A 17255-nucleotide genomic window follows, 5' to 3' on the forward strand; every position below is an offset into this window, starting at 1 on the left:
TAAATAAGTAACACCAAGCCCCACCCAAGCGCACACATCGTGACCAACGCACCACTTTGGTGCCTTGAATGCACCGCAAAAACCACCCGCAAACGGTCAAATGCGTCAAAACTTACATCAATGCGACATTAAGGTACGTTCGTGCCACCGTTTAACGCCGCCGACCGCTCTGGATCTTGCATTGGGTATGGGGCCTGCATAAGTATCCGCAGGCACGACTCACGAGGTCGTACCTCACAACTAAAAAATGACAACAAATCATGAGGCCAACATGCTTAAACACGCGGTCATTCCGTTTCTAGTCGGCGCAGGCTTGTTAGCCTCCGCACCTTTCGCCCACGCTGCGACTAACCTGGTGTTCTGCTCCGAAGGGAGCCCGGCTGGTTTTGATCCAGGCCAGTACACCACCGGAACCGACTTCGACGCCTCAGCCGAAACCATGTTCAACCGCCTGACCCAGTTCGAGCGCGGCGGCACCGCCGTGATTCCTGGTCTGGCGACCAAGTGGGACATTTCCGACGATGGCCTGACCTACACCTTCCATCTGCGTGAAGGCGTCAAGTTCCACACCACCCCGTATTTCAAGCCGACTCGTGAGTTCAACGCCGACGACGTGCTGTTTACTTTCAACCGCATGATCAACAAGGACGACCCGTTCCGTAAGGCATACCCGACCGAATTCCCGTACTTCACCGACATGGGGATGGACACCAACATCACCAAGATCGATAAAGTCGACGACCACACCGTCAAGTTCACCTTGAAAGAAGTCGACGCCGCGTTCATCCAGAACATGGCCATGAGCTTCGCCTCGGTTCAGTCCGCCGAGTACGCTGCCCAGTTGCTCAAGGACGGCAAGGCTGCCGACATCAACCAGAAGCCGGTCGGCACTGGCCCGTTCGTGTTCAAGAGCTACCAGAAAGACTCCAACATCCGTTACACCGGCAACAAGGATTACTGGAAGCCGGATGACGTGAAGATCGACAACCTGATCTTCGCCATCACCACCGACCCGTCGGTGCGTATCCAGAAGCTGAAAAAGAACGAGTGCCAGGTCACCCTCTTCCCGCGTCCGGCCGACCTGAAGGCGCTGAAAGAAGACAAAGCGCTGAAGATGCCTGACCAGGCCGGTTTCAACCTCGGCTACATCGCCTACAACGTGATGGACAAGGTCAAGGGCAGCAATGAGGCCAACCCGCTGGCTGACCTGCGCGTCCGTCAGGCGATGGACATGGCGGTAAACAAGCCGCAGATCATCGACTCGGTTTACCAGGGCGCGGGCCAACTGGCCGTCAACGCCATGCCGCCGACCCAATGGTCCTATGACACCACGATCAAAGACACCCAATACGACCCTGAGAAAGCCAAACAGCTGCTCAAGGAAGCCGGCGTCAAGGAAGGTACCGAAATCGTCCTGTGGGCGATGCCGGTCCAGCGTCCGTACAACCCGAATGCCAAGCTGATGGCTGAGATGCTCCAGTCCGACTGGGCCAAGATCGGCTTGAAAGTGAAGATCACCAGCTACGAGTGGGGCGAGTACATCAAGCGCTCCAAAGGTGGCGAGAACCAGGCCATGATCATTGGCTGGAGCGGTGACAATGGTGATCCGGATAACTGGCTCAACGTTCTGTTTGGCTGCGACTCGCTGAGCGGCAACAACTTCTCCAAGTGGTGCGACAAAAAGTTCGACGGCCTGGTGAAAGAAGCCAAGCGTACCACTGACCAGGGCAAGCGCACCGAGCTGTACAAACAGGCGCAACACGTCCTTAAAGATGCAGTTCCCATGACACCTATCGCTCACTCGACGGTGTATCAACCCATGCGCGCCAACGTGCAGGATTTCAAAATCAGCCCATTTGGCCTGAATTCCTTCTACGGCGTCAGCGTCAGCAAGTAAGACAGGGCAACGGCGGCGTCTAACGTCGCCGTTACTTTATCTTTCGGGAAACTAGGAAAAGGCCTACACAAAAATCCGCTGCAGATGATTGCATCGGTAGAGGCGTGTCGACTTTTCCTACTGGTTTTCAGGCAATTACGTATTTACTGCCAGCAGCACGGTGCCTACCGTCGCGTACTGACCAGTGTCTGCGTGGGCCACCGGTTTTGCCGTACGTATTGGATTGAGCGCAAAGCGACCAAAACGTCTCAGGATTGAGACCGAGGCGCGTTGCACAACACTAAAAAAGAGGGAGCGTCATGCGCCATACCTTGGTTTTTTCCGCACTGCTGGGCGCCGGCCTGTTGGCCGCCACGTCTGCAAGCTACGCCGCCAGCAATAGCCTGGTGTTTTGCTCCGAAGGCAGCCCGGCGGGTTTCGATACCGCGCAATACACAACGGCTACCGACAACGACGCCGCCGAGCCGCTGTACAACCGCTTGGTCGAGTTCGAAAAAGGCGAGACCAATGTCGTACCCGGTCTGGCGACCAACTGGGATATTTCCGAGGATGGTCTGAAATACACCTTTCACCTGCGTGAAGGTGTGAAATTTCATACAACGCCGTACTTCAAACCAACCCGGGATTTCAACGCCGACGACGTGCTGTTCACGTTTAACCGCATGCTCGATCCGCAACAGCCGTTCCGTAAGGCGTATCCGACAGAATTCCCGTATTTCAACGGGATGAGCCTGAACAAGAACATCGCCAAGGTCGAGAAGACCGGGCCGCTGACCGTGGAATTCACGCTTAACAGCGTTGACGCCGCGTTCATCCAGAACATCGCCATGAGCTTCGCCGCGATTCTGTCCGCCGAATACGCCGACAAACTGCTGGCCGAAGGCAAGCCGAGCGACATCAACCAGAAACCGATCGGCACTGGGCCGTTCGTGTTCAAGAGCTACCAGAAAGACTCCAACATCCGCTACACCGGCAATCCGCAATACTGGGATCCGAGCCGGGTGAAGCTGAAGAACCTGATTTTTGCAATCAACACCGACGCGTCAGTGCGAGTGCAGAAGCTCAAGGCCAACGAGTGCCAGATCACTTTGCACCCACGCCCTGCTGATGTTGAAGCGTTGAAAACCGATCCGAAGCTGCAACTGATTTCCAAGCCAGGCTTCAACCTCGGCTACATCGCCTACAACGTGCGCCACAAGCCTTTCGATCAACTGGAAGTGCGTCAGGCGCTGGACATGGCGGTGAATAAACAGGGAATTCTCAACGCCGTTTATCAAGGCGCCGGTCAACTGGCCGTCAACGCCATGCCGCCGACACAGTGGTCCTACGACGACACCATCAAGGACGCCGCTTACAACCCGGAAAAAGCCAAAGAGCTGCTAAAGGCTGCCGGGGTGAAAGAAGGCACCGAGATCACTTTGTGGGCGATGCCGGTGCAGCGTCCGTACAACCCGAACGCCAAACTGATGGCCGAAATGCTCCAGTCCGACTGGGCGAAGATCGGCCTTAAAGTGAAGATCGTCAGCTACGAATGGGGCGAGTACATCAAGCGCACCAAGAACGGCGAGCACGACGTCAGCCTGATCGGCTGGACCGGCGACAATGGGGACCCGGACAACTGGCTGGGCACGCTGTACAGCTGCGACGCCATCGGCGGCAACAACTATTCCATGTGGTGCGATCCGGCGTACGACAAGCTGATCAAGCAGGCCAAGGTCGTCACTGACCGCGACCAGCGCACCGTGCTTTATAAACAGGCCCAGCAATTGCTTAAACAGCAAGTGCCGATCACGCCTGTCGCCCACTCGACGGTCAACCAGCCGTTAAGCACCAAGGTCGAAGGGTTCAAAGTCAGCCCGTTCGGCCGCAACGTGTTCTCGGGTGTCAGTATCGATTAAACCAACCGATTAGCCGCAACGCTGAGGGGAGCCGTCTACTCCCCTCACGCAAGCGCTTTGCCGAAATTCGTCAATCCCGGATTTTGCAAACGTTTGCGATGTGTGAACGAGTTCTAAACCAAATAACCGGCCCACCCAAAAAAGCCGGCATAAAAAGAAAGTAAAGGAGCTTCACCCATGAAACTGAGCAGCACCGCGATACTGGCCCTGGCCATCAGCAGCATCACCGCCACGGCTTATGCGGAAACCCAAAGCCAGGCGTTTACCCCGGTGACCGTCAACGAAAAGAGCGCCCAGGCCGAAGCCACCGGTTTCCTCGAAGGGCAATCGATCAGCGGTTCGACCCGTAACTGGTACGCCAACGAACAACTCAAGCGTGGCGGCAAGTTCGCTTACCGCAAGGACGGCCAGTCCAACGAGACCGACCGTCGCATCAACTGGGTGCAAGGCACGATCATCAAGTACAACTCGGGCTTTACCGAAGGGACTGTCGGCTTCAGCACCGAAGTTGCGGCTTACAACGCAATCGCGCTGGAGCGTGACCGCGAGAACCTCGCCGCCAACAACGGCGGCGCTCCGGGCACTCGTCCAGGCGCCGGCAACAACCGTACCCTGACCCGTGAAGGCGGTGACGCGGTAGGCCAGTGGAGCAAGCTGGGCCTGGCCAACGTCAAGGCGCGCGTTTCCAACACCACGCTGACCGCCGGCCGCATGAACTTCAGCAGCCCGCAAGTCGATGTGATCGGTAACCGTCCGCTGCCATCGAGCTTCGAAGGTATCGCGATCCACAGCGAAGAGCTGAACAACCTGGCGTTCGATGTGGCCACTTTCGATCGCGTTTCCCCGCGTACCGAAGAAAGCCTGAGCAAATTCCGCTCCGAGTACGGCGACATCAACGCCGAAGCCGATCACGTCAACACTGCAGGTATTTCGTACCAGCCGTTCGCCAGCCTGACCACCAGCCTGTGGGGCACCCAGGCCGAAGACCTGTGGAACCAGTACTACTTCGGCGCTACTCACGTTCTGGGGGACAGCTCGGTGCTGAGCCTGACCACCGGCCTGAACTACTACAAGACCGTCGACGAAGGCAAAAAACTGCTGGGCGACATCGACAACGACACCTACTCGCTGTCGTTTGGCCTGACGCATCAGGCTCACACCGTGACCTTCTCCTACCAGGAAGTGAACGGTAACGAGTACTTCGACTACCTGCACGAAACCAACGGCATCTACCTGGCCAACTCCCTGCTCTCGGACTTCAACGGCCCGAACGAGAAATCCTTCCAGGTTTCCTACGGCATCAACATGGCCGAGTACGGCGTGCCAGGCCTGAAATTCAACATCTACCAGGCACGCGGCTGGGGCATCGACGGCACTCACTACAAGGGTGGCGGCTACGACGGCGTGCAGGCGATGGACGGCGAGCACCATTATGAATACGGCGTCGGTGCAACCTACGCGGTACAGAGCGGCCCACTCAAAGCTTCCACGATTCGTGGTACCTACACCGCTCACCGTGCCAGCGAAAACCAGGCTGATGGCAGCATCAACGAGTTCCGTCTCGTGACCACCATCCCGTTCAACATTCTGTAAAAACGCCAACCGACGGCTGACTCATGATGAGTCGGCCGTTCGGTTTTTTGTCTTCAACCGATTGCAGAGGGTTATCGATGAAAATGCTTCCCCTACGTGCGGCCATTGCGGCTGCGTTGTTGAGCGTCGCTGTCGGCGTCTCGGCCAAACCCTTGGTGGTCTGCACCGAAGCCAGCCCGGAAGGCTTCGATATGGTCCAGTACACAACTGCAGTCACGGCGGACGCTGTGGCCGAAACCATCTTCAACCGGCTCGCCGATTTCAAGCCCGGCACCACCGAAGTGATCCCGGCGCTCGCCGAGTCCTGGGACATCAGTGAAGACGGCCTGACCTACACGTTCCACCTGCGCAAAGGCGTCAAGTTCCACACTACCGAATATTTCAAGCCGACCCGCGACATGAACGCCGACGATGTGGTCTGGAGCTTCCAGCGTCAGCTGGACCCGAATCATCCGTGGCACAAATTGTCGAGTGTGGGCTTCCCGTACTTTGAAAGCATGGGCTTCAAAGAGCTGCTCAAAAACGTAGAAAAAGTCGACGACAATACCGTCAAGTTCACCCTGACCCGCCGCGAAGCGCCGTTCCTGGCCGACATCGCGATGGCGTTCTCCTCGATCTACCCGGCCGAATACGCCGACCAGTTGCTCAAGGCCAACAAGACTGGCGACCTGAACAACAAGCCGATCGGCACCGGCCCGTTCATCTTCCAGCGCTACGCCAAGGATGCGCAGGTGCGCTTCAAGGCCAACCCGGACTATTTCCGTGGCAAGCCACCGGCCGATGCACTGATTCTGGCGATTGCCACCGACAACAACGTGCGCTTGCAGAAGCTCAAGGCCAACGAATGCCAGATCGCTCTGTATCCGAAGCCGGATGACATCCCGAGCATCAAGAAAGACAGCAACCTCAAGGTCGACGAACTGGACGCGATGACCGTTTCCTACATCGCCATGAACACCCAGCACAAGTACATGAGCGACGTGCGTGTGCGTAAAGCCATCGACATCGCCTTCGACAAGGAAGCCTATGTCAACGCGCTGTTCGGCAAAGGCAACGCTTCGGTGGCGGTCAACCCGTACCCGCCGACGCTGCTCGGCTACAACCACGACCTGAAGAACCCTCCACGCGACCTGGATGCAGCACGCAAGCTGCTCAAGGAAGCCGGGGTTCCGGAAGGCACCGTGTTTACCCTGTTTACCCGTAACGGCGGCGGTCCGACCAACCCGAACCCGATGCTCGGCGCGCAAATGATGCAGGCTGACCTGGCGAAAGTCGGGATCAAGATCGACATCCGTGTGATGGAATGGGGCGAGATGCTCAAACGCGCCAAGGCCGGCGAGCACGACATGGTCTCGGCCGGATGGGCGGGCGACAACGGCGACCCGGATAACTTCCTGACGCCTATGCTCAGTTGCGAAGCGGCCAAGAACGGCGAAAACTACGCGCGCTGGTGCAACGAGAAATTCCAGGCGCTGCTGGATCAAGCGCGGGCTACCGTAGATCCGGCCGAACGCGCGAAGCTCTACGAACAGGCTCAAGTACTGTTTAATCAGGACCAGCCATGGATCAGCATGGCTCATACCAGAATGTTTACCGCAATGCGCAAGAACGTAGAGGGCTACCACATCAGCCCTCTCACCACTAATAACTTCGCCACCACCCAGGTGAAGTAGATAAGAAACGCCCGGCGTCCCTGATCAGGGGACGCCGGACACGCCTAACCGGCTGATGAGGTACCACACAAGATGTTTAGTTTTATTGCCCGCCGACTGGGGTTGTTGATCCCCACGTTTTTCGGCATCACCTTGCTGACTTTCGCGTTGATTCGCATGATTCCGGGCGACCCCGTGGAAGTGATGATGGGCGAACGTCGGGTCGACCCCGAAATGCACGCTCAGGCAATGGAACGCCTGGGGCTGAACAAGCCGCTGTATGCCCAATATCTGGACTACATCGGCAAACTGGCCCAGGGCGATCTCGGTGAGTCACTGCGTACCCGTGAAAGCGTGTGGACCGAGTTCACCTCTCTTTTCCCGGCGACCCTGGAACTGTCCATGGCCGCCCTGCTGTTCGCCGGCATTCTGGGCCTTCTGGCCGGGGTGATCGCGGCACTCAAACGAGGGTCGCTGTTCGACCACGGGGTGATGGGCATCTCGCTCGCGGGGTATTCGATGCCGATCTTCTGGTGGGGCCTGATCCTCATCATGTTCTTCTCGGTGAGCCTGGGCTGGACACCGGTTTCCGGACGGATCGACCTGCTGTATGACATCGAGCCGCGCACCGGCTTCATGCTGATTGACACGCTGCTGGCCGATGACGTCGGCGCGTTCTTCGATGCCCTGCATCACCTGATTCTGCCGGCCATCGTGCTCGGCACCATTCCGCTGGCGGTGATCGCACGGATGACCCGTTCCTCGATGCTCGAAGTGCTGCGCGAGGACTACATCCGCACCGCCAGGGCCAAAGGCCTGTCGCCGTCGCGCGTGGTATTCGTTCACGGCCTGCGTAACGCGCTGATTCCGGTTCTGACCGTGGTCGGCCTGCAAGTCGGCACCCTGCTGGCCGGTGCGGTTTTGACCGAAACCATCTTCTCCTGGCCCGGCATCGGTAAATGGCTGATCGAAGCCATCGGCGCCCGGGACTACCCGGTTGTGCAAAACGGCATCCTGTTAATCGCCTGCCTGGTGATTCTGGTCAACTTCGTGGTGGACATCCTCTACGGCTTTGCCAACCCACGCATCCGTCATCAGCGCTGAGGTCAATACCCATGAGCACTCCAACATCCTCAGTAGTCGCCGCCACGTCCGCCGTGGACCAAAGCCTGCTGTACCCGTCGCCGTACAAAGAATTCTGGCAAGCGTTCTCGAAAAACAAGGGCGCCGTTGCCGGCCTGCTGTTCATGCTGCTGATCATCTTCTGCGCGATTTTCGCGCCGTGGGTCGCGCCGCATGACCCGAGCGAGCAATACCGAGACTTCCTGCTGACGCCGCCGGCGTGGCTGGAAGGCGGGCAGATTCAATTCCTGCTCGGCACCGATGAACTGGGTCGCGACCTGCTGTCGCGTCTGATCCAGGGTTCGCGCCTGTCGCTGCTGATCGGCTTGTCGTCGGTGGTGATGTCGCTGATTCCGGGGATCCTGCTGGGTCTGTTCGCCGGTTTCTTCCCGAAGATGATCGGCCCGACCATCATGCGTCTGATGGACATCATGCTAGCCCTGCCGTCCTTGCTGCTGGCTGTGGCGATTGTCGCCATCCTCGGCCCTGGCCTGATCAACACCGTGATCGCGATTGCTGTGGTTTCGCTGCCGTCCTACGTGCGTCTGACCCGTGCAGCCGTCATGGGCGAACTGAACCGCGACTACGTCACTGCCGCGCGTCTGGCCGGTGCCGGTCTGCCGCGCCTGATGTTCATCACCGTGCTGCCCAACTGCATGGCGCCGCTGATCGTTCAAGCGACCTTGAGCTTCTCTTCGGCGATCCTCGATGCCGCTGCACTGGGCTTCCTCGGCCTTGGCGTACAACCGCCGACTCCTGAGTGGGGCACCATGCTGGCCTCGGCCCGCGACTACATCGAACGCGCCTGGTGGGTAGTCAGTCTGCCTGGTTTGACCATTTTGCTCAGCGTGCTGGCAATCAACTTGATGGGCGACGGCCTGCGCGATGCGCTGGACCCGAAACTCAAGAACGCCGCCTGAGGAGATTCAAATGTCACTGTTGGAAATCAAGAATCTCAACGTTCGCTTCGGCGACAAAACCGCTACGCCAGTCGTCGACGGCCTCGACCTGAAAGTCGACAAAGGCGAAGTCCTGGCCATCGTTGGCGAGTCGGGTTCGGGTAAATCCGTGACCATGATGGCGCTGATGGGCCTGATCGAGCATCCCGGCATCGTTACGGCCGACTCGCTCAGCTTCGACGGCAAGGACATGCTCAAACTGAGCAACCGTCAGCGTCGGCAAATCGTCGGCAAAGACCTGTCGATGGTTTTCCAGGACCCGATGACCGCGCTGAACCCGAGCTACACCGTCGGTTTCCAGATCGAGGAAGTGCTGCGCCTGCACCTGAAAATGTCCGGCAAGCAAGCGCGCAAGCGTGCCATCGAACTGCTCGAAAAAGTTGAAATCCCGGGTGCGGCCAGTCGTATGGACGCTTACCCGCATCAACTCTCGGGTGGCATGAGCCAGCGTGTCGCGATCGCCATGGCAATCGCCGGCGAGCCGAAACTGCTGATCGCCGACGAACCGACCACGGCACTCGACGTGACGATTCAGGCGCAGATCATGGACCTGCTGCTGGCGTTGCAGAAAGAGCAGAACATGGGCCTGGTGCTGATCACTCACGACCTCGCGGTGGTGGCTGAAACCGCCCAGCGCGTCTGTGTAATGTACGCAGGCCAGGCCGTGGAAGTCGGTCAGGTGCCACAACTGTTCGACATCCCGGCGCACCCGTACAGCGAAGCGCTGCTCAAGGCGATTCCCGAGCACAGCCTCGGCGCCTCACGCCTGTCGACTTTGCCGGGCATCGTCCCGGGCCGCTACGACCGTCCGCAGGGTTGCCTGCTGTCGCCACGCTGCCCGTACGTGCAGGACAACTGCCGCGCGCAGCGTCCTGGCCTCGACCCGAAAAGCAACAGCCTCGCCCGCTGCTTCTACCCGCTGAACCAGGAGGTGGCGTAATGGCCGTCGTACTTACCGCCCGCGACCTGACCCGTCACTACGAAGTCTCCCGTGGCCTGTTCAAGGGCCACGCGACCGTGCGCGCACTCAACGGCGTGTCGTTCGAACTGGAAGCCGGCAAGACCCTCGCCGTCGTTGGCGAATCGGGTTGCGGCAAGTCCACCCTCGCCCGCGCGTTGACGCTGATCGAAGAGCCGTCTTCGGGCTCGCTGCAGATCGCCGGGCAGGAAGTCGCCGGTGCCGACAAGGCGCAGCGCAAGCAACTGCGCAAAGACGTGCAAATGGTCTTTCAGAGTCCATACGCCTCGTTGAATCCACGGCAGAAAGTCGGTGATCAACTGGCCGAGCCGTTGCTGATCAACACCAACCTGTCGGCCACCGAGCGTCGCGATAAAGTCCAGGCGATGATGAAGCAGGTCGGCTTGCGTCCTGAGCACTACCAGCGTTATCCGCACATGTTCTCCGGCGGCCAGCGCCAGCGTATCGCCCTGGCTCGCGCGATGATGCTGCAACCGAAAGTGCTCGTGGCGGACGAACCGACCTCGGCGCTGGACGTGTCGATTCAGGCGCAGGTGCTGAACCTGTTCATGGATCTGCAGCAGGAGTTCAACACCGCTTACGTGTTCATCTCGCACAACCTGGCGGTGGTGCAACACGTGGCCGATGACGTGATGGTGATGTATCTCGGTCGTCCGGTAGAGCTGGGCCCGAAGAACGACATTTACGAACGTCCGTTGCACCCCTACACCCAGGCGCTGCTGTCGGCGACCCCGACCATTCACCCGGACCCGCACAAGCCGAAAATCAAGATCGTCGGCGAACTGCCCAACCCGCTGAATCCGCCACCGGGTTGCGCCTTCCACAAGCGCTGCCCGTACGCGACCGAGCGTTGCAGCACAGAAGAGCCGCTGTTGCGCGAACTGGATAACCGGCAGGTGGCTTGCCACTACGCCGAGCAATTCCTCGACGGCGCGGCGTAGACCAATACTGAGACCTCCACAAAACCTGTAGGAGCTGACGAGTGCAACGAGGCTGCGATCTTTTGATTTTCAGAAGCAAGATCAAAAGATCGCAGCGTTCCGCAGCTCCTACAGGGGATTTGCATTGAACCAGAGTTAACAACACCCCTTCCATTTCGATTGCGCATCAGTCGAGGCCGAAGGGGTTTTCTTTTGCCAACGATTTACGTCTGGCTGTCGCCCTCATCACCCATATCGTCAGTATCCGGATCATCCGTGGTCGCGTCGTCATCGTCGGCGCTGCCACCCTGCCCTTGATCACCCGGTTCCGATTCAGACTTGGCGATCATAAAAGCGCTCTGCCCCGTCTTCCCATTGAAGGCCTGCGAATCATGATCCTCGCACTCGGCCCAGGCCGTCGCTGTGCCGAGGGATAGCATCACCATGACTTTCAACAACAATAAAATTCGTAAAAACCTGCTTTTCATAGCTGACTCCATCCGTTGCGAATTGAGACCTGCATGCCCGGAACGGCGCTGTGTGAAATCTAGTTGCGATCCGAGCGGCTCACCACTTAGGACGCGACCGCACGGGCAGAAATGCCATCGACAGACAGATTGCTTTCGAATAACGCCAATAACCGAAACAGCTAAGCGCTACGTGTGGCCTGCCAGGTCAACGGAATGGAGAACAGCACCAGCACCGAACTCATCAGCCAGACACTGTGCCCGCCAAACTGGCCGTAGAGCTGACCGCTGAGCACCGGCGACAAAAGCGCGCTGGCACTCCAGCTCATGAAGAACAGCCCGAAGTACTGCCCGCTCTTGCCACTCTGGGCAAACTGCATCGCCAGCACATTCAACGGCGGCATGAACAACGCCTCGCCCAGCGTCCAGATCAGCGTCGACAGACAGACGAAAACCAACCCGGAACCGAACGGCAACATCCCCAGCCCACAGGCCAGCAACAGGCTGCCCACGAGCATTTGCCAGCGCGAGCCCCAGCGTTCGACCGAGTGCGACAGCGGGATCTGCAGCGCGATTACCAGCAGCGCATTGAGCCCGAACTGCCAGCCGATCGCTTCGGTGCTCAGGTGGTAGTAATCGCGCAGATAATTGCCCAGCGTGCTGTAGACCGTGTCGAACGCGATGCCGAGCACGGCCGTCGCCGCCAGCAACCAGAGAAACGGCTTGTCACGGAACGGCACACTTGCGCCATCTGCGGATTGGTCTTCAAGCACCAGCACCGGCCGCCGCCACGTCGTGCGCACAAACCACAGCAAGGCCAGCAGCGTCATCGCCGCACTGGCGAAAAACACCCAGCGAAAATCCGCCTGAGCCAGAACCCCGCCCGCCACCCCGGCGGTCGCCATCCCGAGATTACGCGCCACCCGGCTCAAGGCCTGAGCCCGCGAGCGTTGCGCGACTTCGCAATATTCCATGATCAGCCGCTGATGCAGCGTACGAATCGCGCCATCGAGGACACCGCTGAGCAGCAACAAACCGGCCAGCAACGGCACCTGTGTCACCAGCCCCAGCAACATCAACACCCACACCGAAACGAAAAACAGCGCCGCCGTCAGCCGCGCCGTTCGCACATGATCACTGAGCCAACCGCCGAGCATCGAACCGACCAGCAACCCCGCGCCATACCCCGCCAGCAGCCAGCCAACCGTCTCAATCGCCAGCCCCAATTCCTGACGCAGATAAAGCGCCATGAACAACTTGACCATGGCACTCAGGCGATTGATGAATAAAAGCGCTGCGAGGACCCAGGCCATCGGGCTGAAATAGTGCCTGAGGCGCATCAGGTGCTTCAGTTCACTTGTCACTCCATTGACCTCTCAAAACTGTTTCTCGAGCCGGAACACTAACGGCCAGACAGACAGTTGTCGCGCCTCAGAATGCGTCAGACAACAAAAACAGAGACGCCCTACAGACCGGTGTAGGAGCAGCCTTGCCCGCTTAGTTGGATTGGGTGCATTCAATTAGAAAATGGTCGGCTTTCAGGCCGCCATCGCTGGCAAGCCAGCTCCCATATGGACCGATTACATCTGACAGAGAAAGGTCGGCTGTCAGCCCGCTTTCGCGAGCAAGCTCGCTCCCACGGGAAAGCAAAAGCAGAAGCGAGATCAAAAGATCGCAGCCTTCGGCCGCTCCTACACCAACGCGGCGCAGCCGCACCACTCCAGGATGAGCGCAAGCTCGGCTGCTGCCCTTGATCTTGATCTTGATCCACGGGCGACGTCGGCAGGCTGAGTGGAGGGATTGATCCGGGGGCAGGCGCGAAGCGCCGTACGACGCAGTCGTACACATCGAAAGGAGGTGCAGCGAAGCAAACCGGAAGCGATGCGCCCGGATCGATCCCGCAGCGAAGGAACCCGAGCCTGCGAGGGCCGAACGCAGGAGCAAGCGTTTTTTGCTAACTTTTTTTGGCGCTTGTAAAAAAGTAGGTCGCCGTAAGGGCGAAACCGCCAGACGCAGCACCCGCAGAAACGGATATACACCCAAAACCAACCAAGCAAAAAAAGCCCCCAAGGCATGCACCTAGGGGGCTTTCAGAAAAACAGCTCAAACCTTAATGATGTTCCCGCGTCGCACGGAATTTCACATCCGGCCAACGCTCCTCCATCAAGGCCAGATTCACCCGCGTCGGCGCCAGATAGGTCAAATGCCCACCGCCGTCGAGCGCCAGGTTCTCCACAGCCTTGTTGGAAAATTCCTCAAGCTTCTTCTTGTCGGCGCACTCAATCCAGCGCGCGGAATACACAGTGATAGGCTCGTACGAGCACTCAACCTTGTATTCCTCTTTCAAGCGGCTCGCGACCACATCGAACTGCAGCACACCAACGGCGCCCAGGATGATGTCGTTGCTGCGCTCCGGGAAAAACACCTGCGTCGCGCCCTCTTCCGCCAACTGCTGCAGACCTTGACGCAGTTGTTTGGATTTCAGCGGATCACGCAGACGCACACGGCGGAACAGTTCCGGGGCGAAGTGCGGGATGCCGGTGAAACTCAGGGCCTCGCCTTCGCTGAAGGTGTCGCCGATCTGGATGGTGCCGTGGTTGTGCAGACCGATGATGTCGCCCGCGTAGGCTTCTTCAAGCTGTTCACGTTCGGAGGAGAAAAACGTCAGGGCGTCGCCGATGCGCACATCCTTGCCGGTGCGCACGTGGCGCATCTTCATGCCTTTTTCGTACTTGCCCGAGCAGATGCGCATGAAGGCGATGCGGTCGCGGTGTTTCGGGTCCATGTTCGCCTGGATCTTGAAGATGAAGCCCGAGAACTTCTCTTCGACCGGCTCCACGGTGCGCTCGTTGGCCACACGGGCCAGCGGGCGTGGCGCCCAGTCCACCACGGCGTCGAGCACGTGATCAACACCGAAGTTGCCCAGCGCGGTACCGAAGAACACCGGGGTCAGTTGACCGTCGAGGAATTCCTGCTGATTGAACTCATGGCAGGCGCCCTGCACCAGTTCCAGCTGCTCGATGAAGCGGTCGTACTCGTCACCGAGGTGCGCGCGCGCCTCGTCGGAATCGAGCTTCTCGATGATTTTGGTTTCGGTGCGTTCATGCCCGTGACCGGCGGTGTAGACGATGATGTAGTCGTCCGCCAGGTGATAAACACCCTTGAAGTCGCGGTAGCAACCGATCGGCCAGGTGATTGGCGCAGCCTTGATCTTCAGGACCGCTTCGATCTCGTCGAGCAGTTCAATCGGGTCACGGATGTCACGGTCGAGTTTGTTGATGAAGCTGACGATCGGCGTGTCGCGCAGCCGGCAAACGTCCATCAGCGCAATGGTCCGTGGCTCTACGCCTTTACCGCCGTCGAGAACCATCAATGCCGAATCCACCGCGGTCAGGGTGCGGTAGGTGTCTTCGGAGAAGTCTTCGTGGCCCGGGGTGTCGAGCAGGTTGACCATGTGGTCGCGATACGGGAACTGCATGACCGACGTGGTAATGGAAATACCCCGCTGCTTCTCCATCTCCATCCAGTCGGATGTCGCATGGCGATCGGATTTACGGGATTTCACCGTACCGGCCACTGCAATCGCCTTGCCCATCAACAGGAGCTTCTCGGTGATCGTGGTTTTACCGGCATCGGGGTGGGAAATAATGGCGAAAGTGCGGCGTTTCGCGACTTCGGCGGCCTGTTGGGTCATGGGAAATCGCCTGGCGGTGATTCAAAAAAGGGCGGCGAGTATAGCTTAAAAAGTAACCGCCGAACCACCGTCCCTCGGCCCCGCAAAACCCCGTAGGAGCTGCCGCAGGCTGCGATCTTTTGATCTGTAGTTCTAGAACAAAGTCAAAAGATCGCAGCCTTCGGCAGCTCCTACAGGTGGCCAGATGGCATCTTATGTGGGAACCTTTCAGCGCTCGGAGACGTCCATCCCCTGTTACGAATTTTCGTCAGGGGCTGAAAAATCAGCAAGTTAGCCTGACGAGGCTGCGCTCATGGCTCGCTTTCAGACCGCTTTGCCGGGATTGAAAAACGGCTACTTTTCGCGAATGACTTTCCCGGCAGCCATGCGCGGCATGCCACACGGGACTGCGCTCGCCGACTACAAAAAAAGGAGTCCGCCTGTGGCTATCCGCTATGGCAAAGGGCTGATGGGAGGTGCGGTGGTGATCGCGCTCCTGGCCCTGCTGGTCCACTGGATCGGCATCAACACGATCGAACACTACCGCGACGATTTGTTGTTTTACCTGCAAGCTCATCTGATTCTCGTCCTCGCCTCCATGCTGGCCGCCCTCGTCGTGGGCATCCCCGCCGGTATCTATCTCAGCCGCCCGACCATGGTCGGCCGCGCCGAACGCTTCATGCAGATCTTCAATATCGGCAACACCGTGCCACCGCTGGCCGTGCTCGCGATTGCCCTGGGCATCCTCGGCATCGGCAGCGGCCCGGCGATCTTCGCCTTGTTCCTCGCCTCCCTGCTGCCGATTGTGCGCAACACCTACGAAGGCCTGCGAAATGTGCAGGGCTCACTGAAGGAAGCTGCCGTCGGCATCGGCATGACCCCGCGCCAGGTGCTCTGGAAAGTCGAGTTGCCGAACGCCGTGCCGATCATCGTTGGCGGCGTGCGCGTGGCACTGGCAATCAATGTCGGCACCGCTCCACTGGCATTCCTGATCGGCGCCAACAGCCTCGGCAGCCTGATCTTCCCCGGCATCGCCCTGAACAATCAGCCGCAACTGCTGCTCGGCGCCGCGTGCACCGCGCTGTTGGCCCTGCTGCTCGATGGCGTGGTCACCCTCGCCAGCCGTCTCTGGCTGGAACGCGGTTTGCGCCCGTCTTAAAGGCTTTGCGAAGGAATACCTATGAAACGATTTAGCTTGATTCTAAGCCTGATGCTGAGCAGCGCCCTGCTGTTTGCCGGCGTTGCCCAGGCCGCCGACAAACCGGTTATTCGCCTCGGTGCCCGCGTATTCACCGAGCAAACCCTGCTCGCCGAAATCACCGCGCAATACCTGCGCAGCAAAGGCTACGACGCGCAGATTACCGGCGGGCTGGGCAGTAACCTCGCCCGCAGCGCCCACGAAAGCGGCCAGCTGGACCTGCTCTGGGAGTATACCGGCGTGTCGCTGGTGGCCTACAACCATGTCGCTGAAAAACTCGACAGCGCGCAGTCCTACGCCCGGGTGAAAGAACTCGATGCGAAAAAAGGCCTGATCTGGCTGACCCCGTCGAAATTCAGCAACACCTACGCCCTAGCCCTGCCGAAAAAAGTCGCCGAGCAATATCCGCAGATCGGCAACATCAGCCAACTCAATGAAGTGCTGCGCGCGGAGGCCGAGACCAATCACCTGGTGGCGCTGGATACCGAGTTCGCCAACCGCTCTGACGGCCTGATCGGCATGGTTGATCTCTACGACATGAACCTGACCCGCAAGAACATCCGTCAAATGGACGCCGGGCTGGTTTACACCGCGCTGCGCAACGGCCAGGTATTCGCCGGTCTGGTTTACACCACCGACGGTCGTTTGAATGCTTTCGGCCTGAAATTGCTGGAAGACGACAAGCACTACTTCCCCGACTACACCGCCGCGCCCGTGGTGCGTCAGGCCACGCTGGACGCTAACCCGAAACTGGCCGAACAACTCAAGCCGCTGGCCGAACTGTTTGACGATGAAACCATGCGCCAGCTCAACGCGCGGGTCGATGTCGATCATGAAAGCCCATCGTCCGTTGCCGCCGATTTCCTGCGCCAGCACCCACTGAATTAAGAGAGGAGA

13 protein-coding genes are annotated in these 17255 nt (G+C 59.0%); 10 read left to right on the forward strand and 3 right to left on the reverse strand.

Features of this window, described 5'->3' with window-relative positions:
• Window positions 1-271: 271 nt before the first annotated feature.
• From HU727_RS20765 to HU727_RS20800, 8 genes are all read left to right on the forward strand, one after another.
• Window positions 272-1897, forward strand: a complete 1626-nt coding sequence (locus HU727_RS20765; RefSeq protein WP_186533654.1) for an ABC transporter substrate-binding protein — start codon at window positions 272-274, stop codon at window positions 1895-1897.
• A gap of 299 nt (window positions 1898-2196) precedes the next feature.
• Entirely contained in the window at window positions 2197-3795 is a 1599-nt protein-coding gene (locus HU727_RS20770; RefSeq protein WP_186533653.1) for an ABC transporter substrate-binding protein, read from the forward strand.
• Window positions 3796-3972: 177 nt separating this feature from the next.
• Complete coding sequence (locus tag HU727_RS20775) at window positions 3973-5388, forward strand: OprD family porin (RefSeq protein WP_186533652.1); 1416 nt, start codon at window positions 3973-3975, stop codon at window positions 5386-5388.
• Between the two features lie 77 nt (window positions 5389-5465).
• A complete protein-coding gene (locus HU727_RS20780) occupies window positions 5466-7061 on the forward strand; it encodes an ABC transporter substrate-binding protein (RefSeq protein ID WP_186533651.1) in 1596 nt (531 codons plus the stop codon).
• Between the two features lie 72 nt (window positions 7062-7133).
• Entirely contained in the window at window positions 7134-8144 is a 1011-nt protein-coding gene (locus HU727_RS20785) for an ABC transporter permease subunit (RefSeq protein ID WP_150749576.1), read from the forward strand.
• An 11-nt stretch (window positions 8145-8155) separates the two neighbouring features.
• A complete protein-coding gene (locus tag HU727_RS20790) occupies window positions 8156-9082 on the forward strand; it encodes an ABC transporter permease subunit (RefSeq protein ID WP_186533650.1) in 927 nt (308 codons plus the stop codon).
• 10 nt (window positions 9083-9092) lie between these two features.
• Complete coding sequence (locus HU727_RS20795; protein ID WP_186533649.1) at window positions 9093-10061, forward strand: ABC transporter ATP-binding protein; 969 nt, start codon at window positions 9093-9095, stop codon at window positions 10059-10061.
• Entirely contained in the window at window positions 10061-11041 is a 981-nt protein-coding gene (locus tag HU727_RS20800; protein WP_186533648.1) for a peptide ABC transporter ATP-binding protein, read from the forward strand. The genes HU727_RS20795 and HU727_RS20800 overlap by 1 nt, the downstream gene beginning before the upstream one ends.
• A gap of 203 nt (window positions 11042-11244) precedes the next feature.
• Here HU727_RS20800 and HU727_RS20805 read toward each other — a convergent pair whose 3' ends face one another.
• The 3 genes from HU727_RS20805 to HU727_RS20815 form a co-directional block, all read right to left on the reverse strand.
• Window positions 11245-11508, reverse strand: a complete 264-nt coding sequence (locus HU727_RS20805) for a hypothetical protein (RefSeq protein WP_186533647.1) — start codon at window positions 11506-11508, stop codon at window positions 11245-11247.
• Window positions 11509-11669: 161 nt separating this feature from the next.
• Window positions 11670-12851 carry an MFS transporter gene (locus HU727_RS20810; RefSeq protein ID WP_437180431.1) on the reverse strand — a complete coding sequence of 394 codons (1182 nt, stop codon included), beginning with the start codon at window positions 12849-12851 and terminating at the stop codon, window positions 11670-11672.
• Between the two features lie 746 nt (window positions 12852-13597).
• Window positions 13598-15181: a peptide chain release factor 3 gene (locus HU727_RS20815; RefSeq protein ID WP_186533646.1), complete on the reverse strand. Its 1584-nt coding sequence runs from the start codon at window positions 15179-15181 to the stop codon at window positions 13598-13600.
• Between the two features lie 448 nt (window positions 15182-15629).
• On the opposite strand from HU727_RS20815, the gene HU727_RS20820 reads away from it, so the two are divergent.
• Together HU727_RS20820 and HU727_RS20825 are read left to right on the forward strand one after the other, a co-directional pair.
• A complete protein-coding gene (locus HU727_RS20820) occupies window positions 15630-16319 on the forward strand; it encodes an ABC transporter permease (RefSeq protein WP_186533658.1) in 690 nt (229 codons plus the stop codon).
• Window positions 16320-16340: 21 nt separating this feature from the next.
• Window positions 16341-17246 (forward strand): glycine betaine ABC transporter substrate-binding protein, encoded by a 906-nt coding sequence (locus tag HU727_RS20825; RefSeq protein ID WP_186533645.1) that lies wholly within the window; start codon window positions 16341-16343, stop codon window positions 17244-17246.
• The last annotated feature ends 9 nt before the right edge of the window (window positions 17247-17255 follow it).

It is taken from the genome of Pseudomonas khorasanensis (assembly GCF_014268505.2).
GTDB classification, from domain to species: Bacteria; Pseudomonadota; Gammaproteobacteria; order Pseudomonadales; family Pseudomonadaceae; genus Aquipseudomonas; species Aquipseudomonas khorasanensis.